A 21,192-nucleotide genomic window follows, 5' to 3' on the forward strand; every position below is an offset into this window, starting at 1 on the left:
TCCGGTTGTACTTCCCAATAGCGCCACGACACTCCCTCTGCCGAGCATCGGCAGGGGAGTGTGTGTGATTGACAACCCATGTACAACTCCCTATATTTGCGTGAATAAAAATTACTATCATTAATATTAATATTCGCTCTGGGATCTACATGATGAAAACCACACCTAGCTTTCGACTGCGGTCACTTAGCGTTGCGGTCGCCCTTGCGTCTGCTGCTTCGGTATCGGCAGCCAATGCACAAGACAATGCGTCTGATAGCGTCAATTTAGAAACAGTGGAAGTGACTGCAGACGCTGCAGGCCGCTTTGGTTATAGCGACGCCGAGCGCGAACCTGGCGTAGGCAAGTTGGATGTTCCCCTGGCCGAGCAGCCTTACTCCATGTCCGTCATCGACCAGGAGTTCATTCAGGATAGCGGTGCTAAAAACATTCAGGATGCACTGCTTTATACTCCCGGCGTCTATGCGGGCAACTTTGGCTTCGACACCCGTGGCGACAGCGCCAAAGTGCGCGGGCTGGATGCCGGTCGCTATTTGGATGGCCTGCGTCAAGTATACGGTTCTTACAATACGGTTCGCACCAATGTATACGCTCTAGAGAGCGTAGAGGTGCTACGCGGTCCCTCTTCCATGCTGTACGGTCAAGCGGATCTGGGCGGTATCATCAACGGTGTCTCGAAGCTGCCGCAAGAGGAGCGCAGCGGTGAAATATGGGCCCAGTATGGCTCTTATGACCGCAAGCAGCTCGCACTGGACGTGACGGGGGCCGCTGATGAGGATGGTGAGTTTCTGTATCGGCTCGTCGCGTTGACCCGCGATAGCGATACCCAGGTCGATCACGTCGAAGATGATGGCTATTTGTTTGCGCCTTCATTTACCTGGCGCCCCAGCGATGACACCCATATCACGCTGCTGTTCAATCGTCAGGAGAACAAGGGGCAGGTGTCGGCACAGTTTCTTCCCCAAGTAGGCACCTTAGAACCAGGGTCACTCGGCTTCATTGGCTCGGAACGCTTCGTCGGAGAGCCTGGTTGGGATCGTTATGACCGCGAAAAAACCGAAACCACGCTGTTCGTCGATCATCAGCTCAACGATGATTGGGCGTTTGCCGCCACCGCGCGCTATACCGACTCCAGTACCGAGACCCGCGAGCACTGGGTCGACATTCCCAGTATTCCCGATGCGGATGGCAATGTCAGTCGCACCATTTTTACGGCGGATGCCCAAACGCGTATTCTCAATATGGATGCTCGTCTGGAAGGCTCGTTCGAACTCGGTAACACCCAGCACACGCTCATTGCGGGTGTCGACCGTCAGGACGCCCGCTGGTCGCAGGATAACTATAGTTCGGTGCCCGGTGGTGGTGGTCAGTTCAACGTCTACAATCCCCAATATGGCAACTTGCAGTTAGATTCATTGAACCCCACCGATCGTCCGGATAATGAAATCGAGCAGGTCGGCATCTACGTAGCCGACCATATCGAGGTGGGGCCGGTGGTGGTGTCTGCTGGCCTGCGTCGTGACTGGGCGGAGAACCGGACGCTGGCGCTGTCTGGGCCGGATAGCGTCAGCGATGAGGGCGAAACCACGGGCCGCGTGGGGTTGATGTACCGTTTCGATAACGGTTTCTCGCCTTACGTGAGCTATTCGGAAGCGTTCGCCATGAACTTGGGCACCGACGGTACGGCCAATCCGAGTCCGTTGAAACCCACGACCGGTGACCAAGAAGAGGTTGGCTTCAAGTACGTCTCTCCTGATCAGTCTCTGGCCGTGAGCGCAGCTTACTTTGACATCACTCAGCAAAACCGTATTAGCGACGGCGTTACCCCCGGCGGTGTCGAACAGCTAGGTGCCGTGGTCGATGGCTGGGAACTACAGGTGAACAAGCGCTGGCAGCAGTTTGAGACCCAGGTGGCCTACACTAACTTGAACGCTAGCAACGATAGTACCGGCACCCGGTTACCCTACGTAGCCGAAGAGCAGGCTTCCTGGTGGAACCGCCTGTACGTTGGCAGTAACTGGCGTATTGGCGCTGGCGTGCGCTATGTCGGTGACAACGTCGGCTCTGGCGGCGCGCCGGTGGTGCCCTCTAGCACGCTATACGATGCGATGGTCGGTTACACTATGGGCGAGTGGGACTTCTCGGTGGACCTGAAAAATGCCACCGATGAAGAGTACGTCTCCTGGTGTCGTTATGACGGCGGCGACTGTGGCTACGGCGACCGCCGCAGCGTCACGGCCAACGTACGCTATCAGTTTTAAGGCAAACGATGCGTGACGCGCGTTGGCGGAGCGTCACATACACAACGGGGCCTGCTCATCGCAGGCCCCGTTGTTTTTTGGAACTCGACGTGATGCCACGGTTAGTGTGGCCGCTTGATCAGCAGCTTCACTAAACGCCGCACGATAGGAGAGACTAGATTGATGACCGGCAGCGCGACGGCAAAGGCAAACAGCCACGCTTTGAGCCAAATCATCACGATTCCCTCGACGAGGCCCACGTTATACAACGTAATCACCAGCGACATGATGCATGACATGAATAGCGCCATCAGGCATGAAAATATCAGCTGAGCGTATTTCGGATCGAACATCGTGCGTTTCCTAATACGCGAATCAACGCTTGTCTTCGGTTTTTTCAGTAAAATCGCTGGCGTCATGGCGCTCGTGAAGCTGCTCGCTGGGCTCGCCCCAGGTGCGGTTCACCATACGGCCTCGCTGTACTGCGGGGCGGGCATCTATCTCTTCCGTCCAGCGCAGTACGTTGGTGTACGTATGCGCTTCTAGGAACTCGGCCGCCTCGTATACGCGGTTCTTAACCAGCGCGCCGTACCAAGGGTGAATCGCCATGTCGGCAATCGTGTATTCATCGCCCGCCATGAAGCGGTTGTCGGCCAAGTGACGATCCAGCACGTCTAGCTGACGTTTGACTTCCATGGTGTAGCGGTCGATCGGATATTGGTACTTCTCTGGTGCGTAGGCGTAGAAGTGTCCAAAGCCGCCGCCCAGCATCGGTGCGCTGCCCATTTGCCAGAACAGCCAAGAGAGACACTCGGTGCGCTTGGCGGGGTCTGTCGGCAGGAACTCTCCGTATTTCTCCGCGAGGTACAACAAGATGGCCCCTGATTCGAACACGCGCTGGGGTGGGGTCACGCTGTGATCCATCAGCGCCGGGATCTTCGAATTGGGATTCACCTCGACGAAGCCACTACCAAACTGATCGCCTTCGCCGATTTGAATCAGATGCGCATCGTATTCGGCGGCGGTGACGCCTTTTTCAAGCAGCTCTTCAAGCATGACCGTCACTTTGACGCCGTTGGGTGTCGCCAACGAATAGAGCTGTAGGGGGTGCTTACCAACGGGTAGCGGCTTTTCGTGGGTCGCGCCTGCCACCGGGCGGTTGATATTGGCAAACTTGCCGCCGTTGCCCGGCTCCCACTTCCAAACCCGTGGTGGCGTGTAGGTCGTATCGCTCATAATAGCCTCGCTGTTGAACAGGTGAAAAGTGCAGTACCAATTGCCTAGCTTGCTAAGTTGTGTCTTTTTAATGGGGACGTAAAACCTGGGTACAAGGGTAGTTCGCGTGTTCGTCAAATAAAAATATACAGGGCGTATAGGGGGACTGACGGTAGGAGCTGTCTGGATGACCCGCAAGGGTGGGAGAAAGCGCAGAGCAAATGCAGTGTCGCCGCCTTGCTGATTGGCAAGGCGGCAAAGAGAGCGGCTTTACACCAGTGTCAGCGTGACATCGATGTTGCCACGAGTGGCATTGGAGTAGGGGCAAACGATATGCGCTTTATCGACCAGTGCCTGCGCGACGTCCTTCTCAAGACCCGGCAAGCTGATTTTTAGCTCTACTTCGATCCCGAACCCCGTGGGGATAGCGCCAATGCCTACGCTACCATCGATCTGAGTATCTGTGGGCAGTTTGACTTTTTCTTGGCTGGCCACGTGCTTCAGCGCGCCTAGAAAGCAAGCGGAGTAGCCTGCCGCAAACAGCTGCTCTGGGTTGGTGCCGTCGCCACCTGCGCCACCCAGCTCTTTGGGGGTGCTCAGTTTGACATCCAGTGCGCCATCGGAGGACTTGGCATGGCCTTCACGGCCACCCTTGGCGTGAGCATGTGCACGATAAGCAATCGTTTCAATCGACATAGACGTCTCCTTTTTTGGTCGTTAAGTGGGTCATGCTGGGATAATGATTTGTTTTAATTTAGACCAGCTTTATTTTGCGCGCAATATAATTGAGCGAAAAACGTTTCCCATTGAAAAAGCGGGTCGTCATTTTGCTTTTTGCAAACTCTCACGCAGCTGTACTAAGTCCTCTTTGAGCTGCGTCAGGGCCTCGACCGATTTCTCACTGGCATTCACTACGCAGCTAGGGATGTGGCGAGCCTGTTCGCGCAGCGCCCGGCCTTTGTCGGTGAGAAAGAGCTCGACGACGCGCTCATCTTGCACGCTGCGCTGGCGGCGCAGTAGCTGGTCCGCCTCCAAGCGTTTGAGCAGTGGAGTGAGTGAGCCAGGGTCCGTCAGCAGTCGCTTACTCAGCGCGCCAACGGTGATGCCATCTTCTTGCCATAGCACGAGCATGGCGAGGTATTGCGGGTAGGTCAGCCCTAGCTCTTTCAAAAGTGGTTTATAGATTTTGGTCATCGTCAACGACGTAGAATAGAGGGCGAAACAGAGCTGGTGATCGAGCTCAAGTTCGCTGCAAGGGTCTAACGCAGGCATGTGGACTCCCAGACGAAATGCATAGTGGGTAATGTAGCGCGCCAAACGATGAGTGGCTATCCCTAGACGTTGGTCGTAAGTGAGCAGTTTTGTTTTGACACCCCGCCAAGCGATCGCTAGCCTTCGCTTATTGAATGTTACCGGTAACAAAAAAGGCGTAACCCGTCGATTAGCCGCAGCATTCATATTGACGCGTTATTCGATAAAGCGAATGAAGACGCGGCTCGCTCGGGTGGCAGATAAACGCTCAGCATCTCAGTACACCACTGCTCAACATTTAACAACAATGAATGTTTGGAGATAACGTCATGACAGCGATTTGGCGCAGCACGCTTACTCTGGTAGGCGCAACGACTCTGACCTTTGGTATGGCTCATGCCCAAAGTCCCGAGCTTTCCGATCCGCCCGCCATCGATGGGGATATCGTCGCCGACCACGGTAGCCACACGCTTCGTATGGGTATTGGTTTGTCGGAAACGTCCCCGCAGTTTCTTTCTAGCCAATACTTTGGCGAGATTCTAGAGCAGCGCACCGAAGGCCGTATCACGGTCAACGTGTTCCCCAACAGCCAGTTGGGCGACGATGTTCAGATGATGGAAATGCTGCAGACCGGCACGCTGGACATGACCTATCCCTCCAGTTCAGCCACCACTGGCTACGTTGAAGAGCTGTCTGCTTTTGATCTGCCGTTCCTGCTGCCCAGCCGTGAAGCCGCCATTGCCGTCATGCAGAGTGACGTAGCGCAGGAAATGCTGGATAAGTTCGAGGGCACCGGCCTGAAAGCATTGACGTTCTCTGAGAATGGCTACCGTCAGCTCTCCAACAGCGCGCGTCCGGTCGAGTCGCCGGAAGACGTCGCCGGTTTGGACGTTCGCGGTTTGAGCGTGCGCACCATGCAGAATCCGGTGCACTTGGCGATTTGGGAAGCATTAGGTGCTAACCCCACGCCGATGGCGTTTGGCGAGTTGTTCTCTGCCCTAGAGCAGGGCGTGGTCGATGGCCAGGAAAATCCCTGGAGCACCATCCTGACATCCAACTTCAACGAAGTTCAGGATTACGGCACCGAAACTCGTCACGTTTATACACCGTTCATCATGATGTTGTCCGAGCGTACCTGGGACCGTATGGCACCCGAGTACCAAGAGCTGGTGCTTGAAGCCGCGCGTCAATCCGCCGAGTACGAAATTCAGCTCTCTGCTGAGTATGACGACTGGTCCCGTGAGCAGTTAGAAGCCCGCGGTATGCAAATCACTCGCCTGAGCGATGAGCAACTGGCCGCGTTCCAAGACGCCGTGCAGCCCGTTTATGAAGAGTGGGCACCGCGCATTGGCGAAGATCTGATCGCTGAAATTCAACAGATCGTTGAAGATGCCAGCAACTAATACGCACCATTAAGCGCGCCATCGGGCAGGCCATTGTGCCTGCCCGACTTGTCAGTGCCCTTGGAGTTCTTATGACATCCTCCTCAACACCTCCCAACGCTGATCCCTCTTTGGCAGCGCCCATCATGGAAGATCCTTCGGTTTACCTGGACGATCCCAATCGCAAGCTGCTTGAAATCGATACCGACACGCGCCAGGGCCCTGCGCTGTTTCGCTGGTTAACGCTGGGTATGGAATATCTGATTGGCATGATCTTGGTGGCGTTGATCGTCGCGGTGTCGAGCAACGTGGTGGGCCGCTCGCTGTTCAACCACTCGCTCCCCTGGGTCGATGAGCTGGCGCGCATGCTGTTCATTTGGCTGGTCTTCATTGGTGCGGCGGCCGCGTTCGCCCGCTATGAACATATTGCTGTGGATGCGCTGGTGCGGCGTCTGCCGCTGCGCTTCGCACACATGCTCTACTGCCTGCAGCACCTGATCATTACGGGGTTGATGCTAGTGATGGTGTTTGGTGGTTATCAAGTCTTGTCACGCTCCAGCGGTCGCTCGGCCATCATGGGCGTGCCGCTCAGCCTTGTGAGTCTTTCCCTCGTGCTATGCGTTGCCTTCATTGCCGCCGTGTCACTGTGGCGGGTATGGATGAGCATACGCGTGATCGTTCAACCACACGACCCATCGACCAAAGCGCAAGGGGAGTAATCGACATGCTGTGGATTTTTCTGGCTATTTTATTGGTCTCGATCATCATCGGCTTACCTATCGCTTTTGGTTTGGGAGTCGCGGCGCTGGTGATGGCCGTCCTATCGGATATTCCGCTCTCCATCCTGATCGAGCAGTCCATCCGTGGGGTGAATAGCTTCCCGCTACTGGCCATTCCGTTCTTTATTTTGGTCGGCGAGGTCATGAGTAACGGCGGCATCGCGCGCCGTTTGATGGAGTTAGCCGGTGCGCTGGTCGGCTTCATGCGCGGTGGCTTGGGGCAAGTGGCCATCACTGGCTCGATGTTCTTTGGCGGCATCAGCGGCTCGGCAGTGGCCGATACGGCGGCCACTGGCTCGATGATGATTCCCTCGATGAAGCAGCAGGGCTACACCGCTGCCAACGCCACGGCGATCAATACCGTTTCATCGGTGATCGGGATCATCATTCCTCCTTCCATTCCACTGATTCTGTACGGCATCGTCACGGAAACGTCCATTAGCCGCCTGTTCATCTCCGGTATCGTTCCGGGGTTACTCATCGGTGCGGCCTTGATGGTCACCACCTTCATTCTGGCCAGCAAGCAGGGTGGCGGGGTGCGGCAATTTCGCTGGGACGTGCTCTGGAAAGCCTTCAAAGACGCTTGGCTGGCCCTGGTGCTACCGGTCATCGTGATTGGCGGCATTATTGGCGGTGTGTTTACGGCCACCGAAGCGGCGGTCGCTGCACTGCTTTACTCGCTGGCAATTTCGCTGCTGGTGTATCGTGAGTTCAAACTCTCAGAACTGGTCGGCATGCTGATTCGTACCGCCAGGCTCTCCGGTATGGTGATGATGCTGTTGGCCTTTGCCACCGTGATTGCCTGGTTCTTGACCATCAATATGGTCCCGCAAACCCTGGTACGTCAGGTACAGGCGATTACTGAAGAGCCTTTTTTGCTGCTGCTGATCGTGGCGGCCCTGCTTCTGATCGTCGGTTTCGTGATGGATCTGACTCCGGCCATGGTCATCATGGCGCCGATGCTGGCACCTATCGTCACCTCGGTGGGTGTGGATGCCGCTTACTTTGGCGTGCTCATGGCCTTCATTCTGGGAATTGGGCTACTCACGCCGCCGGTGGGCACCTGTCTTTACGTGGGCTGTGGCGTGGGTAAAGTCTCCATGGAGTCTTTGGTCAAGGCCATGTTGCCTTACTATGCCGCGCTGCTTGTGGTGCTGGTGCTGCTCATCGCCTTCCCCAGCATCGTGACTTGGTTGCCCGACCTCACCGCCGTGCGCGGTAACTGATAGGAGCCGCGTGTGACGACTGATTCAAATCATAACGGCTCATATCGCATTCTCGTCATGGGGGTTTCTGGATCGGGAAAATCGCATATTGGTCAGCAGTTGGCTGCGACGCTAGGTGCCACCTTCATCGATGGCGATGATCATCACTCGCCCGCTAACGTGGCCAAAATGGCCAGCGGCACACCGCTAAACGACGATGACCGCCGCGACTGGTTGGCAACTCTGGCCACGCTGTTTGCTGAGTTCAAAGCGCGAGGCGAATCGGTGGTGATTGCCTGCTCTGGTCTCAAGCGGCGCTACCGCGACCGCTTGCGAAAAGGGGATAGCGAACTGCGAATTTTGTACCTAGAAGGTACCCAAGAGCTACTGCGGAAGCGCTTGGAAACCCGCGCCGGGCACTTTTTCAAAGGCGATAACATGTTGGCCAGCCAATTGGCCGACTTGGAGCCGCCCCAGGTAGACGAAGCCGTGACGCTCCCCATTAGCTTAACGCCTGCGGTGATCGTGGAACGTTTTAGCGCTACGCTCGCGCCCACGCCGCGCCGTTCATTAGGCTAAAGGAAGGGATAGGCGGCGGGCCCTGCAATTCGCTATGGTAGGGTTCGAGCGCCATCCATTGTACAAGGCAGCGACGCCATTGAAGAAAAAACGCCCTACATTACAAGATATTGCTGATCGCGTTGGTGCCACCAAGATGACCGTTAGCCGCTGTTTACGCGACCCGGAAACGGTATCGGAAGGGCTTCGAGAGCGCATCTTCGGCATCGCCGAGCAGCTTGGTTATATACCCAATCGCGCCCCGGATCTGCTCTCCCGCGCAACCAGTCACTCGATAGGCGTACTGGTCCCCTCGTTGACCAACCAAGTATTTGCCGACGTCATCGTGGGGATCGAAGCCCATACCGAACCGGCAGGCTATCACTTGATGCTCTCCCACTACGGCTATAGTCAGGAGCTCGAGGAGCGCAGCCTTGCCTCGCTACTGTCGTATAACGTAGATGGGGTGATTCTCTCTGACCATGATCACACGCCGCGCAGTCTACGCATGCTGGAAACGGCGGGTATTCCCATCGTCGAGATCATGGATACCCACCGCCCGCCCCTGCAGCAGGCAGTAGGCTACGACAATGTACGCGCCGCTTACGACATGGTCAGCGAGATGATTCGCCGCGGTCGTCGTCAGGTGATCTACCTCGCCGTTCGGCTCGATGAGCGTACCCGGCAACGGGAGCAGGGGTATCGCCAAGCCATGGAAGAGCAGGGGCTCACGCCGGTGACCCTGCAGAGCACCCAGCGCTCCTCCTATACCGTCGGGGCCGCGCTGATGCAGGAAATTCAGCGCGACTACCCAGAAGCAGACGGCATTTTTTGTACCAACGACGACGTAGCCGTAGGGGCTTATTTCGAGTGTCGGCGTCAGGGCGTCGACGTGCCCGCACGGATGGCGATTGCAGGCTTTCATGGGCACGACGTGGGCCAAGCGATGTCACCCCGCTTGGCCAGTGTCGTGACGCCCCGCCAAGCCATCGGTGAGGCGGCCGCCAAAGCGTTGTTGGCGCGCATTCGTGGTGAGACGTTGGCGCAGAGAGTCGTGGATTTGGGATACCGCATCGAAGCAGGCGACACGCTATAGCGGCGCGACCAAAAATCGTTTGGCGGTGTATCAGAACCTCGTTAGGCTAACGGTTCATTCTGCCATGCCCTAAGCGTACGAGGCCGCTGTGAACATTACCCAATTGACGGTTTATCCAGTGAAATCCCTTCGGGGGATCGATGTGACCCAGAGCGAGATTCATGCCCACGGCCTCGCTTGGGATCGCCGTTGGATGCTGGTGGATGCCCAGCAACGCTTCGTCACCCAACGCCAGCTACCTGCGCTGGCCACGATCTCCGTGGCGTTGACCTCCGATGCCCTGGTGCTCTCTCACCCCACCGTCGAGCCGATTTCCATTTCACTGGAAGAGCCCAAGGGCAACTTGCGGCTGGTATCGGTGTGGAGTGATCACTGCAAAGCGCTGCCGGAGAGCGAGGCGGTGTCCGAGTGGCTAGAGGCGGCATTGGGTGAGTCGGCCAAGGGTGTGAGTCTGGTGCGTTTCGCCACTACCTTTACACGGGCGGTGGAAGACGATTTTCTGGCCGGTGGCGAGGCGCACACCTACTTTGCCGATGGTTATCCCTTTTTGATCACCACTACCGGCTCGCTGGATGCGTTGAACAACGCGCTGGTGGCGGGCGGCAATACACCGGTGCCCATGAATCGGTTTCGGCCCAATATCGTGGTGGATTGCGACGAGGCCTGGCAAGAGGATGGTTGGGCGACGATCGAGAACGGCAGCTATCAGCTCACCCTGCGTAAACCCTGCCAGCGCTGCAAAATCACCACCGTCGACCAGCAGACCGGCACGATTCCTACTCAAGCCGAGCCACTGAAAACGCTGCTGGCACTGAATACCCAACCCCACTTGAAGGGCGCACACTTTGGCCAAAACGCCACGTTGACGGCGGGGGAAGGTAGCGTCATTCGTGTGGGGGAGGCGGTCTCCGTAACGCACCGCTAGGCCTAAAACGCAGCATTTTCGTGGCAATGGCAGTGCCCAGTAGGGTAATCACCATCCCCGCAATGACCTGTAGACTCAGCGTTTCATCCAGTAGCCAATAGCCCCACAGCAGGGCGCTAACGGGGACTAAGAAGGTGACCGTCGAGGCTGCCGTTGCGCCCGCGCTTGCCAGTAAACCAAAGTAGAGCAAGAACGCCAGTGTCGTGCTGAGCATGGCCAACGCCAGCGCGTTGCCCCACGCCAAGGGGCTGATGGGGTCGCTGGGCCACAGCAGCACGCCGGGAATCAGTAGCACCAGGGCCGACATGGCACTGCTGCCCGCGGCAAGCACCCGCGTGGGCAAGTGGCCCAGACGCGTTTTGGAATAGTTGCCCGCGATGCCGTAGCAGAACGTGGCGCCGAGGATCGCGATGATGAACCAGCCGTCGCCGCCGAGTGCGAAGTCCAGTCTGTCTGCCGAGAGCACGTACACCCCCAACAGCGCGAGCGCCAATCCCAGGTACTGCTGGCGTTGCACGGGGGTCGCAAAGAAGGCGGCGCCCAGCAGGGCAGTGAAAATGGGGGTCGTTGCATTGATGAGCGAAGTAAAGCCTGCCTCTAGCCGGGTAGTGGCCAGGGCCAGTAGCGAAAAAGGCAGCACGTGGTTGACTACCCCGAGCAGCAGCAGCGGCCCCTTATGCTGCCAAATCAGACGCACGTAGTGCAGGCTCAGCAGCAGCGGCAGTAGCAGCAGAGCGCCAATGCCCATTCGTACCAACACCAGCGGTATCGGGCCGAACTCGGGCGCCGCGACGCGCATAAAGATGAACGACAATCCCCATAACGAAGAGAGCAATAGCAAGCGCAGCGTATCGGCCGATGACATGGAGTGTCCTTACCGTGGTATGTCGGTCTTTTTAAAGAGATGAACAGCTTAACGACAAAGCCACCGCCAGCGAATCCTTTTTATTGTCCGCAGTGAAGCGCCAGCAGTTTTATCGTCGGGGTTTAGAGGTTTCGACAGCCACATAGAATCGCTGCTAAGAATCAGCTACGCTGAATGAGCACCGAACGTAACCCTGCGTTCATCCTGCGAGAAGCACACTACCCTAGGAAAGGAGAACAGAATGGATAGTAAAGCAAGCGCACATTGGGAAGGTGGTTTGAAAGATGGTCAAGGCAAAGTCGCCACGGAAAGCGGCGTACTGGATGCAGGTTACTCCTTCAAACAGCGTTTCGAAGGCGAGCCCGGCACCAACCCAGAAGAGTTGATCGGCGCCGCACATGCCAGCTGTTTCTCGATGGCCCTATCGATGATCCTGGGTGAGAAAGGCTACACCGCCGACGCCATCGATACCCAGGCAAAAGTCACGCTGTCGCAAAGCGATGCCGGTTTCGATATCTCCAGCATTCACCTGGACGTGGAAGCCAGCGTGAGCGGTGCCGACGACGCTGCTTTTCAGGAGGCCGCCGAAACCGCCAAGGCCAACTGCCCAGTATCTAAAGTCCTCAAGGCCGATATCACGATGTCTGCCAAGTTGAAAGGCTAATATCTGGCGCTGCCTTAGGGCAGCGCTTGGCAGCGTGTTGTATACCGTGTCGCCACTCACATACGAGAAGGGCCTTGCCGAATGGCAAGGCCCTTTTTGCGAGCAATGGCTGCTATGTACTCGTTAAAGTACTGCTTAGCTCTGTGTGTCGCGCATCTCGTTAGCGTTCTCTTCGCTATTGTTCATCTCGGTGTCGCGCTCGGTGCGAAGATCATCGTTGCGCTCGTACTCCTGGGCTTCCTGGAGGGCTTCTTCAGAGGCGTTGACGGAGATGACGTACTCTTCGTTATCTTCGTCCTTCGTCAGTTCCAGAGAGTCCCATTCGATGGCGACGTTCTTTTCGCCCATCCCTAGAAAACCGCCGACACCAACGACCACGGCGTTGATTTTGCCGTCTTCATCAATGATCAAATCGTTGATGGTACCAATGTCTTCGTCGTTTTCGACACGGCTGCGCACTTGGTTACCCGTGAGCGAGTCAGAGTGAAAAGTGTTGTCTGGGGCATGGGTCAGGTAAGACGCTTCCATACCATTGCCGCCCTCATTGGCCTGAGCGATGCCTGCCGTAGCCATCAGCGCGGGAAGGATGAGGGTAGTCAGAAAGGTCGGTTTCATCGTGATTGCTCCTTGCGTGGTGGTGAAGAGGTCTCACTGTGCGTGGCACCTCTTTGTCCGAAGTTGCCCTGCACCTCGCTGTGCAAGGACACTTCTCAAGGTAGGTGCTGAGACGTTCTTTGCAATCGCTGTGTCAAACTCTTAATCAATATCAAGAAAATGCTAGATAAAGATTAAACGGCTGCGACAGTCTGGCGAATTGACCCGCTGCCTGTGGCTGTGCATATTCATTTTCATCGTCATCAAGATCGCCGTAGAGCGATAGCGACATAGAGAGAGATTTTCCAATGACCCTGACAGACCCTTCATGGCTGTTTCAGCCATTGAAACAGCGCTTGGCTGGCGGTGTTGTGGCATTAGGCGCTTGGCTGATGACAGCCAGCGCGATCGCCAACGATACTGAGCTGCCGAAAGGCCATTTTTTACTGCCCGAGTCGGGCAATATGGTGGGCGAAGTGTATACCGTCACTGCGAGTGAAGAGGACACGCTGCTGGATATTGCCCGAGCGCATAACGTGGGCTACGAAGAGATCCGCATGGCTAACCCGGACGTGAGTCTGTGGGTGCCTGGCGAAGGCACCGAGGTCACCATTCCGGGGCAGTTCATCCTTCCTGACGAGCCTCGCACTGGTATCGTGATCAACGTTGCCGAGCTGCGCATGTACTACTACCCCGAGGCCGAAGATGGCCATGCTCCCCGTGTCGAAACCTATCCCATCGGCATTGGCCGCGATGCCTACAATACGCCGTTGGGTATCACCGAAACCACCATGCGCTTGGAAAATCCGGCATGGTACCCGCCTGAGTCGATCCGCCGCGAGGCCGCCGAGCGTGGTGACCCGCCGCCTGCGGTCGTACCGCCTGGACCGGATAACCCGCTGGGTCAATATGCCATTTTGTTGGATATTCCCGGTTATCTGATTCATGGCACCAATCAACCTGACGGGATTGGTATGCGCGCCAGCCGCGGCTGTATTCGCATGCACCCCGAGGATATCGAGTCAGTCTTCTGGCGTGTGCCAGTGGGCACCCAAGTGAACATCATCGATGCGCCGATCAAGTTGGGATGGGACGTCGGAGGCGACGCCTACATTCAGGCGTTCACGGCGACCGATGAGCAGGCGTTTGGTATGGAGACGCTATTGAATGTAGTGAGCCTGATCGAAGCGCATGAAGGTGAAGGTCGCGCGAACTACGAGCAGGTGAGCCGCGTCCTGGAAGACGCCAACGGCCAGATCGTGCCACTTAGCTAACCAACGTTCACTCGACATCAGGCGGCAACGCGGGGACCAACGAGAGCGCTACCGCCTGACGCACTAAGGCAGCCACGTTGGCCGCCCCCATCGCTTTCATGGCACGCAGCCGATAGACCTCGACGGTTTTGGCGCTGATGCCCATGTGATCGGCGATTTCACGGCTGGTCATGCCCTCTGCAACATGCTGCACGATGCGCTGCTCTTTGGGGCGCAGGGCGTCGAACTCTGTTTGTAATCGTGCCAGTGCCTGGGTCTGTTGATGCTGCTGTTCGGTATGGCTGAGCGCTTGCTGCACTACATCGATGAGCTGCTGATGATTGAAGGGCTTCTCGATAAAGTCGAATGCGCCGTTCTTCAGTGCTGCCACCGCCATGGGAACGTCGCCGTGACCGGTCATCATGATGAGGGGCAGGCGGCTGCCCTGGTCAACGAGCTGTTGTTGCACCTGAAGACCACTCATACCCGGCATGCGCACGTCCAGCAGTAGCGCGCCAAAGGTTTCGTGCCCCGTGGTTAAAAAGGCGTCACCGCTGGCGAAAGCGCGGGGGGTGAGCCCTACCGATTCCAATAGCCACACCAGCGATTCCCGAAGCGCGTCGTCGTCATCGACCACCGCGATGGCGCTAGCCTTAGGCGAAGAGGCAGTCGTAGGCGCGTTAGCCGAGGGCATCAAACGTCGGTCTCCGTGCGTAGAAATACGTCAAAACAGGCACCTTTAGCGCTGTCGGCACGCAAAGCAAGCGCGCCCCCCATACTTTCCACCAGTGTGCGGCTAATGGCTAGCCCCATGCCAAGCCCTTCATCACGGGTGGTAAAAAAAGCGTCAAAAATCATGGGCTGATGCCTCGGGTCGACCCCCGGCCCTTCGTCCTCCACGCTTAGCGTGATTTGTCGCTGGCCGCTTTGCCGTGCGCTGACGCGCACTGTTTTGGCATCAACCACTCGACGGCTGGCAGTAAGCGCATTCAGCAATAAATTGACGATGACCTGTTCCAAGGCAATCGCGTCGCCGTAGATCCGCGGCAGCCCAGCGGGAAGCTCTACCGTTAGACACACCGCTGCCTGTTGGTACTGCCAGTCGCAGAGCCCGCAGGCGGCCGTCACTACGTCAGCCAACACCAGTGGGCGTACTTGATGGCTACGCTTTCGGACGAAGCTGCGCAGATGCCGCAGCCGCTGAGCGAGGCGCTGTACCTGCTCGTCGATGCGCTCTAGAGGTAGTTGAAGCTCGCTGGCGAGGGGCGTGGGTTGCTGCTGGCACTTTAGCAACGCGCCGCTGGTATAGTTGGCAATCGCGCCGAGAGGCTGGTTCAATTCGTGGGCGATATTGGAGGCCAGTTCCCCCGCCGCGGCCAGTCGGTTGGCGTGAGCAATCTGCTCCTGATGGCGTCGCGCCTGGGCGTCAGCGGCTTTGCGGGCGCTGATATCACGATTCACCAAGGCGTAGTGGCCGGGCGTGGCCCCCCGGCTGCGATGGGCCAGTACCACGCTGAGCACCGGCACGCTGCCGTTCTCGGTGCACATCTCCAATTCCCCGCTCCAGGAGCCGTAGCGTTCGACGGCTGGAAACACCACCTCGATGAGCAAGCGCAGCGACTCGGCTTGATACAGCGCGCTTAGCGCCGTAGGCGACGCCGCGGGTAGGGCAAAGCAGCGGCGGGCGGCTTCGTTGGCACTGAATACCTGCTGGTCCGGCCCTAAAAACAGCACGTAGTCAGTAGTGGATTCGACGACTTGGGTCAAGCGCTCGCGGGTGGCTTCTGCTTCGATACGTCGGCCGACGTCGCGGGAGACGCACAAAATATCGATCAGCTCACCGGTGTAAGTGTCTCGCCGGGTACGGCTGGTGGTTTCGAACCATACGTAGTGGCCTGCCTTGGCACGAAACCGATAGGTTTGCTGATAGAAGCCATCGTGATAGTACACCCGCGGCGACTTGTTGAGCAGGTCGCTCAAATCTGCTGGGTGAAACAGCTGATACGCAGAGACGCCGATAAGTTCATCCGGCTCATAGCCTAGCAGCTCCCGAGCGGCTTGGGACGCGTACAGAAACGTGCCGTCTCGGGCGTGGCGTGAAATGAGATCCGTCGTACTCTCGGCCAGCCACTGATAGTGGCACTTCTCCTCTTCGAGTGCGGCGTTGCGCGCTTCCAGGATCGCCACTTTTGCCGCTAGGATAACCTCTCTTTCAGCACTCACGGGCTCGTCTCGCTCATCGTTTAGCGGGCAGGGTCTAACACGCCACCCATGGAGGCGTTGCGACGGAACCAACCTGCAATGCTGGCGCGGGGCTGGCGGGTGGGGAGCACTTCATGGGGAATGGTTTCCGATAAAAAGCAGGCAAAGGTGCCAGCTTCGGGTACCACCCGGGCCACTTCCATAGTGGGGTCATCGGGGTGGTAAATCACCATTTCGCCACCGCCGTCGCTCGGCCAGTTGGGGTTCAAGTAGCCGACGGTGGAAATCACTCGGTTGGCCCGCCCGCGAAAGCTGTCCAGGTGGCGCTGGTAGAAGGCACCGGCAGGGTAGTGGGCAAAGTGGGCTTCGTACTCGAACAGACCCAAAAACAGCGCTTGATTCAGCGACTGCTGCAGCTCTGCCATGGCATCCAGATAGCGGCGCTGGGCGTCGCTTTCGCGATCGAGCCAGTGGATGGCGTCGCCGCGGATGTCTTTACGCAGGTGGTGCTGTTGGCCTCGCCCAATGCCCGCCTCATCCAGCGCGTCACGCTCGGCCAAGAGATGGATTTCCCGGTGCAGTGATTGGCAAAGCGCTGGGTCGATCACGCCTTTACCGACGTACCAACCCTGTTCCACCAGTGCGTCTACGAGCGCCAAGTGGGCCTGGGGCGTGAGGGCTGGCGTATCCATGTCAGGCGTTGCAATCATTTCGTTGATCTCGTAGCGGGGTCGCGCTTGGCCGTAGCCGAGCGACGGCTAGTGGGGGTACGGCGTTCAGGGTAGTGGCGTAGGGCGCCGGGCGGGCGCTGATAAAGGTCAATCTCCATTCCAAAACCTTCGGCCAACAGCTCCACCAACATCATGGCAGATAATCCCCAAATCACGTGACCATCGACGTGATAGCTGGGCACATAGTGCGCGACGCCATCGACGGTGATCACATCGGTATGGGTGCGCTGGTCGTCTAAAAAGTGGCTGAGCGGGACCTCGAAGATGGCGTCCAGCTCGCCAGGGTCGGCGACCAGCGGCAGGTCTGGCGGAATCAGGCCGACCCAAGGCGTCACGCGAATGCCGTGAAGCGAAATCACATCCGACAGTCGCCCGAGCGGTTGCACTTGGCCAGGCGCCAGCGCAATCTCCTCTTCTGCTTCTCTCAAGGCGGTGGCGTATAGGTCGGCATCGTCCGGTTCGCGTTTGCCGCCTGGAAAAGCGACCTGACCTCGGTGGGTCGTCAAGTGGCTGGCCCGGCGTGTGAACAGCAGGGTAGGAGCAGGGCGCTCGACGATGGGCATGAGCACGGCCGCCTCCGGCAGCGCTATGTGGTCTAGCCGTTGAGGGGTATGCTGTTGCAGCCGTTTGCGCAGTTTCTCTAACATAGGCGTCTCTTTACTTTGCTCTCTTTTACCCAGCCACGGTGATCATCGTCAAGCACGTTGATGCCCCGACCCACCAGCCGTAGAGAAAACGCGATGAACTTTTGTAGTCAGTGTGGTGAGAAAGTCCGGTTTGCCGTTCCCGAAGGCGACGATCGCCCCCGCTACCTGTGCGACGGCTGTGGCACGATCCACTATCAGAACCCACGCATCGTGGCGGGTACGCTGCCGATCAGTGGCTTCAAAGTACTGCTTTGCAAGCGGGCGATATCGCCTCGAAAAGGGTACTGGACGCTACCGGCGGGGTACATGGAAAACGCCGAAACCACCCAGCAGGCCGCCATGCGAGAAACCTGGGAGGAGGCGTTTGCCGAGGTCGCCCTTGGGGACCTATACACGCTGATCGACCTGCCGCATATCAACCAAGTCTATATGATTTTTCGTGCCGACTTGGTGGGGAGCTTCGACGCAGGGCCGGAGAGTCTCGAAGTGGCGCTCTTCGAGGAGCACGAGATTCCCTGGGACGCGCTGGCGTTTCCCACCATCGAGCGGACGCTGCGTCACTACTATGCCGACCGTGAAAGCGCCATATTTCCGCTGCATATCAGTAAGATCACGCCCGAGGATCGCGAGCGCTACTTCGGCAGCGCCTAGATCGTTCGCTTCGCGCATTCGTCTAGTCCATGCGCTTACAGATCGGCGAGCTGCCACACGTCGTAGGCCACTTCTTCATAGGGGTGAGCCAGCTTGAGCGCAGCAATGGCGGCGCGGATATGCTCGTCGGCGCACACCATCTCGATTTTGAACTCGTCGACCGTTTCCAGCGTGCCGACCTGTCCAATATGCGGTTCGGCGCCCGCCATCGGTCGAAACTGACCGGTGCCGCGGGAGTGAAAGCAGACATGCTCGTAGTCGCCAATGCGACCGGCACCCGCCTCGAAGACGGCGCGTTTGACGCTATCGGCATTCTCAATGGGAACGAAAAATGCAAGTTTATACATGGCCACCTCAGTGCATCGGGGATAAGACGTCGCTGCCCATGTTAGCGGATCGGACACTACTGGTCTTGGTGAAGGCTTTGTATGATGAGGTTTTTTTAACGACAAGGCGGCGAGCCCAGTCATGGATAAGTTCGAAGTAAAACTGGATCAGGCGGCGAGAGCTGCCTGGATGTCCTATGTCGGTGGCATGACCCAGGACGAGATTGCCAGCCAACTTGGCGTCTCACGCCCCGGTGTTCAGCGTTTACTGGCCCTGGCGCGCCAAGAGGGGTTGGTGAAAGTGCATATCGACCACCCCATCTCGACCTGTATGGCGCTCGGCAGCACGCTGCGTGAGCGTTTTCAACTGACCTACTGCGACGTGGTGCCAGCAGACACCCAGGCCCCTGAGAGTGCGGCCTACTACTTGGCCGTGGCAGGGGCAGAGCGCATTGCCCGCCTGGTGGAGCGCAGCGAGCCGTTAACGCTGTCGCTGGGAACTGGACGTTCGGTGCGCGCCGCGGTGGAAGCGTTGAGCCGCGTGGAGCGGCCGCAGCATCGTTTTGTCTCGCTGGTGGGCAACGTGGCGCGTGATGGTTCCGCCAACCGCTACGACGCCGTGATGGTGCTGGCGGATAAAACCGGCGGCGAGCGTTTTTTGCTTCCCGCTCCGGTCGTCGCGGCGTCGCTGGCGGAAAAAGAGGCCATGCTCTCGCAGCGTTTGTTCAAAGCGATTGCCGACGTGGCGCGGGAGTCGGAAGCCGCCTTTATCGGTATTGGGCGCATCGATCGTCGAGCCACGCTGTTTCAAGATCACTTCATCAGTGAAACCGAGCTGGATGAGCTACTGGGCCGAGAGGCCGTGGGGGAGCTGTTGGGTTGGCCGCTGAACCGCCGTGGCGAGGTGGTGGACTGCTCAATCACCCGGCGCGTGACTAGCCTGCCGCTTGAACGCTTTGGCAAACATCTGATGGTAGGCATTGCCGGTGGCCGGGATAAAGCCCCCGCCATTTTAGCCGCGCTGCGCGGCGGCTGGTTGAAAGGGTTGGTCACCGATGAGATTGCCGCCCGACACATCGTGGAGGCAATGGAGTGAAGCGCGACTTCGCGCCTGCAACATGCAAACGATTGAATGCATTAGCGTAAAGTCTAACGCGGCAGGCTTTGCTTTTTTTTGGCCTGCATACGATCATTTGTTCGGTTGATGATCAATAAGATCAAGGCAACAACAATGCCAATATTTGCCAAGAGGAGTGCTGTATGCGTCTCGCGCGTCATTTGCCCGTCACGACCCTAGCCGCTGCCGTTGCGGTAGCTGGCCAAGCCCAGGCTCAAACCGAGATCACCGTCGCGACGGTGAACAATAACGACATGGTCATCATGCAGAGCCTGACCGACGCCTTTGAACAAGCGCATCCTGAGATCACGCTGGACTGGGTGGTGCTCGAGGAGAACGTGCTGCGTCAGCGTATGACCACGGACATTGCCACCGGCGGTGGGCAATTCGACGTCATGACCATCGGCACTTACGAAGTGCCCATTTGGGCGGAGCGCGGCTGGCTAGAGCCGCTGGACGACCTGCCTGACGACTACAACGAAGACGATCTGCTGGCATCGGTGCGCGATGGCTTGAGCCTAAACGGTACGCTGCACGCCCTGCCGTTCTACGCGGAAAGCTCGATGATGTATTACCGCACCGATCTATTCGAGCAGGCAGGCATCGAGATGCCCGAGCAGCCCACCTGGTCGCAGGTGCGTGACTGGGCCGAACAGCTCCACGGTAGCGAAGAGGGCCTTGCGGGTATCTGTTTGCGCGGTAAGCCGGGCTGGGGCGAGAACATGGCCTTTGTTTCGACGCTGGTAAACACCTTCGGTGGACGCTGGTTCGATGAGCAGTGGAACCCAGAGCTCAACTCCGAGGCCTGGAATGAGGCAATTGCGTTCTACGTAGATCTGCTTGGCAACTATGGCCCGCCCGGCGCCAGCTCCAACGGCTTTAACGAGAACCTTGCGCTCTTCTCCCGCGGCAACTGCGCGATGTGGGTCGATGCTACCTCAGCGGCTGGCAAGCTCTACGACGAGAACGAATCCGACGTAGCCGACACGCTGGGCTTTGCACCCGCGCCCATCGCGGAAACCCCCAAAGGCTCCCACTGGCTGTGGTCCTGGGCGCTCGCCATCCCAGCCTCCTCTGAGCATAAAGAGGCTGCGCAGGCGTTCATCACTTGGGCCACATCCCAGGAGTACATCGAGCTAGTCGGTGACACCAACGGCTGGACCAGCGTACCGCCTGGCACCCGCGAGTCTACCTATGCTAACGAGCAGTACACCTCCGCCGCGCCGTTTGCTGGCTTCGTACTGAACGCCATTCAAGAAGCCGACCCCACCGACGCCACCCTTGAGCCGAACCCCTATGTGGGCGTGCAGTTCGTCGGTATCCCCGAGTTCCAGTCGATTGGGACGCAGGTTGGCCAGACCATTGCTGCGGCACTTACCGGCGATACATCGGTTGAACAGGCGCTGGATAGCGCCCAACGCGCCACCGAACGCACCATGCAACGGGCGGGCTATATCGAACGCTAAAGGCACTCCCGCGCCTGCCCGGTCC

The 21,192-nt window shown here is 58.1% G+C and carries 23 protein-coding genes; 12 read left to right on the top strand and 11 right to left on the bottom strand.

From position 1 onward, the window contains the following. Positions 1-152: 152 nt before the first annotated feature. Entirely contained in the window at positions 153-2,261 is a 2,109-nt protein-coding gene (locus FHJ80_RS01760; protein ID WP_139525667.1) for a TonB-dependent siderophore receptor, read from the top strand. Between the two features lie 101 nt (positions 2,262-2,362). Here the strand turns inward: FHJ80_RS01760 and FHJ80_RS01765 are convergent, their stop codons facing one another. The 4 genes from FHJ80_RS01765 to FHJ80_RS01780 all read right to left on the bottom strand — a co-directional run bounded on the left by FHJ80_RS01765 (position 2,363) and on the right by FHJ80_RS01780 (position 4,727). Beyond that, positions 2,363-2,593 carry a DUF2798 domain-containing protein gene (locus FHJ80_RS01765; RefSeq protein WP_139525338.1) on the bottom strand — a complete coding sequence of 77 codons (231 nt, stop codon included), beginning with the start codon at positions 2,591-2,593 and terminating at the stop codon, positions 2,363-2,365. A 22-nt stretch (positions 2,594-2,615) separates the two neighbouring features. Continuing rightward, complete coding sequence (gene yghU, locus FHJ80_RS01770) at positions 2,616-3,476, bottom strand: glutathione-dependent disulfide-bond oxidoreductase (RefSeq protein WP_139525339.1); 861 nt, start codon at positions 3,474-3,476, stop codon at positions 2,616-2,618. 249 nt (positions 3,477-3,725) lie between these two features. Beyond that, entirely contained in the window at positions 3,726-4,151 is a 426-nt protein-coding gene (locus tag FHJ80_RS01775) for an organic hydroperoxide resistance protein (RefSeq protein ID WP_139525340.1), read from the bottom strand. A 126-nt stretch (positions 4,152-4,277) separates the two neighbouring features. Then, positions 4,278-4,727 carry a MarR family winged helix-turn-helix transcriptional regulator gene (locus FHJ80_RS01780; RefSeq protein WP_139525341.1) on the bottom strand — a complete coding sequence of 150 codons (450 nt, stop codon included), beginning with the start codon at positions 4,725-4,727 and terminating at the stop codon, positions 4,278-4,280. 308 nt (positions 4,728-5,035) lie between these two features. Here FHJ80_RS01780 and FHJ80_RS01785 point away from each other — a divergent pair, with 308 nt between their 5' ends. From FHJ80_RS01785 to FHJ80_RS01810, 6 genes are all read left to right on the top strand, one after another. Continuing rightward, on the top strand, positions 5,036-6,109 hold the full coding sequence (locus tag FHJ80_RS01785) for a TRAP transporter substrate-binding protein (protein WP_139525342.1): 1,074 nt from the start codon (positions 5,036-5,038) through the stop codon (positions 6,107-6,109). A 71-nt stretch (positions 6,110-6,180) separates the two neighbouring features. Further along, entirely contained in the window at positions 6,181-6,807 is a 627-nt protein-coding gene (locus tag FHJ80_RS01790) for a TRAP transporter small permease (RefSeq protein WP_139525343.1), read from the top strand. A 5-nt stretch (positions 6,808-6,812) separates the two neighbouring features. Beyond that, a complete protein-coding gene (locus FHJ80_RS01795) occupies positions 6,813-8,093 on the top strand; it encodes a TRAP transporter large permease (protein ID WP_139525344.1) in 1,281 nt (426 codons plus the stop codon). Between the two features lie 57 nt (positions 8,094-8,150). Continuing rightward, entirely contained in the window at positions 8,151-8,651 is a 501-nt protein-coding gene (locus FHJ80_RS01800; RefSeq protein ID WP_139525668.1) for a gluconokinase, read from the top strand. 79 nt (positions 8,652-8,730) lie between these two features. Then, entirely contained in the window at positions 8,731-9,726 is a 996-nt protein-coding gene (gene gntR, locus FHJ80_RS01805) for a gluconate operon transcriptional repressor GntR (RefSeq protein ID WP_139525345.1), read from the top strand. 88 nt (positions 9,727-9,814) lie between these two features. Beyond that, a complete protein-coding gene (locus tag FHJ80_RS01810; protein WP_139525346.1) occupies positions 9,815-10,651 on the top strand; it encodes an MOSC domain-containing protein in 837 nt (278 codons plus the stop codon). Here FHJ80_RS01810 and FHJ80_RS01815 read toward each other — a convergent pair. Further along, positions 10,611-11,516 (bottom strand): DMT family transporter, encoded by a 906-nt coding sequence (locus FHJ80_RS01815; protein WP_139525347.1) that lies wholly within the window; start codon positions 11,514-11,516, stop codon positions 10,611-10,613. The genes FHJ80_RS01810 and FHJ80_RS01815 overlap by 41 nt on opposite strands. A gap of 241 nt (positions 11,517-11,757) precedes the next feature. Between FHJ80_RS01815 and FHJ80_RS01820 the strand changes: the two genes are divergently transcribed. Further along, positions 11,758-12,180 carry an OsmC family protein gene (locus FHJ80_RS01820; RefSeq protein WP_044627904.1) on the top strand — a complete coding sequence of 141 codons (423 nt, stop codon included), beginning with the start codon at positions 11,758-11,760 and terminating at the stop codon, positions 12,178-12,180. Between the two features lie 135 nt (positions 12,181-12,315). Here the strand turns inward: FHJ80_RS01820 and FHJ80_RS01825 are convergent, their stop codons facing one another. Beyond that, complete coding sequence (locus FHJ80_RS01825; protein ID WP_139525348.1) at positions 12,316-12,795, bottom strand: PRC-barrel domain-containing protein; 480 nt, start codon at positions 12,793-12,795, stop codon at positions 12,316-12,318. A 371-nt stretch (positions 12,796-13,166) separates the two neighbouring features. On the opposite strand from FHJ80_RS01825, the gene FHJ80_RS01830 reads away from it, so the two are divergent. Further along, entirely contained in the window at positions 13,167-14,048 is an 882-nt protein-coding gene (locus FHJ80_RS01830; RefSeq protein WP_231125533.1) for a L,D-transpeptidase family protein, read from the top strand. A gap of 7 nt (positions 14,049-14,055) precedes the next feature. Here FHJ80_RS01830 and FHJ80_RS01835 read toward each other — a convergent pair whose 3' ends face one another. From FHJ80_RS01835 to FHJ80_RS01850, 4 genes are read right to left on the bottom strand one after another with little or no spacing between them, the layout of a single operon-like run. Then, a complete protein-coding gene (locus FHJ80_RS01835) occupies positions 14,056-14,721 on the bottom strand; it encodes a response regulator transcription factor (protein ID WP_139525350.1) in 666 nt (221 codons plus the stop codon). Further along, a complete protein-coding gene (locus FHJ80_RS01840) occupies positions 14,721-16,250 on the bottom strand; it encodes an ATP-binding protein (RefSeq protein ID WP_139525351.1) in 1,530 nt (509 codons plus the stop codon). Before FHJ80_RS01840 ends, FHJ80_RS01835 begins: the two co-directional genes overlap by 1 nt. A 20-nt stretch (positions 16,251-16,270) precedes the next feature. Then, positions 16,271-16,939: a 2OG-Fe(II) oxygenase gene (locus FHJ80_RS01845; protein WP_139525352.1), complete on the bottom strand. Its 669-nt coding sequence runs from the start codon at positions 16,937-16,939 to the stop codon at positions 16,271-16,273. Next, entirely contained in the window at positions 16,936-17,607 is a 672-nt protein-coding gene (locus tag FHJ80_RS01850; protein WP_139525353.1) for a CoA pyrophosphatase, read from the bottom strand. The genes FHJ80_RS01845 and FHJ80_RS01850 overlap by 4 nt, the downstream gene beginning before the upstream one ends. A 93-nt stretch (positions 17,608-17,700) precedes the next feature. Between FHJ80_RS01850 and FHJ80_RS01855 the strand changes: the two genes are divergently transcribed. Next, positions 17,701-18,258 carry an NUDIX hydrolase gene (locus tag FHJ80_RS01855; protein WP_139525354.1) on the top strand — a complete coding sequence of 186 codons (558 nt, stop codon included), beginning with the start codon at positions 17,701-17,703 and terminating at the stop codon, positions 18,256-18,258. A gap of 35 nt (positions 18,259-18,293) precedes the next feature. On the opposite strand, the gene FHJ80_RS01860 is transcribed toward FHJ80_RS01855, so the two are convergent. Continuing rightward, on the bottom strand, positions 18,294-18,605 hold the full coding sequence (locus tag FHJ80_RS01860) for a YqfO family protein (protein ID WP_139525355.1): 312 nt from the start codon (positions 18,603-18,605) through the stop codon (positions 18,294-18,296). A 121-nt stretch (positions 18,606-18,726) separates the two neighbouring features. Between FHJ80_RS01860 and FHJ80_RS01865 the strand changes: the two genes are divergently transcribed. Further along, positions 18,727-19,680, top strand: coding sequence for a sugar-binding transcriptional regulator (locus tag FHJ80_RS01865; RefSeq protein ID WP_139525356.1), 954 nt, complete (start codon positions 18,727-18,729; stop codon positions 19,678-19,680). 164 nt (positions 19,681-19,844) lie between these two features. Beyond that, a complete protein-coding gene (locus tag FHJ80_RS01870; RefSeq protein ID WP_139525357.1) occupies positions 19,845-21,167 on the top strand; it encodes a sugar ABC transporter substrate-binding protein in 1,323 nt (440 codons plus the stop codon). Positions 21,168-21,192 lie beyond the last annotated feature (25 nt).

Origin of the sequence: Halomonas sp. BL6 (genome assembly GCF_006228115.1) — a bacterium.
Lineage (GTDB): Bacteria > Pseudomonadota > Gammaproteobacteria > Pseudomonadales > Halomonadaceae > Vreelandella > Vreelandella piezotolerans.

Coding starts and splice junctions, on each gene's coding strand:
- FHJ80_RS01760 (WP_139525667.1), top strand. CDS start 153: ATGAAAACCACACCTAGCTTTCGACTGCGGTCACTTAGCGTTGCGGTC.
- FHJ80_RS01765 (WP_139525338.1), bottom strand. CDS start 2,593: ATGTTCGATCCGAAATACGCTCAGCTGATATTTTCATGCCTGATGGCG.
- yghU (WP_139525339.1), bottom strand. CDS start 3,476: ATGAGCGATACGACCTACACGCCACCACGGGTTTGGAAGTGGGAGCCG.
- FHJ80_RS01775 (WP_139525340.1), bottom strand. CDS start 4,151: ATGTCGATTGAAACGATTGCTTATCGTGCACATGCTCACGCCAAGGGT.
- FHJ80_RS01780 (WP_139525341.1), bottom strand. CDS start 4,727: ATGCCTGCGTTAGACCCTTGCAGCGAACTTGAGCTCGATCACCAGCTC.
- FHJ80_RS01785 (WP_139525342.1), top strand. CDS start 5,036: ATGACAGCGATTTGGCGCAGCACGCTTACTCTGGTAGGCGCAACGACT.
- FHJ80_RS01790 (WP_139525343.1), top strand. CDS start 6,181: ATGACATCCTCCTCAACACCTCCCAACGCTGATCCCTCTTTGGCAGCG.
- FHJ80_RS01795 (WP_139525344.1), top strand. CDS start 6,813: ATGCTGTGGATTTTTCTGGCTATTTTATTGGTCTCGATCATCATCGGC.
- FHJ80_RS01800 (WP_139525668.1), top strand. CDS start 8,151: ATGGGGGTTTCTGGATCGGGAAAATCGCATATTGGTCAGCAGTTGGCT.
- FHJ80_RS01815 (WP_139525347.1), bottom strand. CDS start 11,516: ATGTCATCGGCCGATACGCTGCGCTTGCTATTGCTCTCTTCGTTATGG.
- FHJ80_RS01820 (WP_044627904.1), top strand. CDS start 11,758: ATGGATAGTAAAGCAAGCGCACATTGGGAAGGTGGTTTGAAAGATGGT.
- FHJ80_RS01825 (WP_139525348.1), bottom strand. CDS start 12,795: ATGAAACCGACCTTTCTGACTACCCTCATCCTTCCCGCGCTGATGGCT.
- FHJ80_RS01830 (WP_231125533.1), top strand. CDS start 13,167: ATGACAGCCAGCGCGATCGCCAACGATACTGAGCTGCCGAAAGGCCAT.
- FHJ80_RS01835 (WP_139525350.1), bottom strand. CDS start 14,721: ATGCCCTCGGCTAACGCGCCTACGACTGCCTCTTCGCCTAAGGCTAGC.
- FHJ80_RS01845 (WP_139525352.1), bottom strand. CDS start 16,939: ATGATTGCAACGCCTGACATGGATACGCCAGCCCTCACGCCCCAGGCC.
- FHJ80_RS01850 (WP_139525353.1), bottom strand. CDS start 17,607: ATGTTAGAGAAACTGCGCAAACGGCTGCAACAGCATACCCCTCAACGG.
- FHJ80_RS01855 (WP_139525354.1), top strand. CDS start 17,701: ATGAACTTTTGTAGTCAGTGTGGTGAGAAAGTCCGGTTTGCCGTTCCC.
- FHJ80_RS01860 (WP_139525355.1), bottom strand. CDS start 18,605: ATGTATAAACTTGCATTTTTCGTTCCCATTGAGAATGCCGATAGCGTC.
- FHJ80_RS01865 (WP_139525356.1), top strand. CDS start 18,727: ATGGATAAGTTCGAAGTAAAACTGGATCAGGCGGCGAGAGCTGCCTGG.
- FHJ80_RS01870 (WP_139525357.1), top strand. CDS start 19,845: ATGCGTCTCGCGCGTCATTTGCCCGTCACGACCCTAGCCGCTGCCGTT.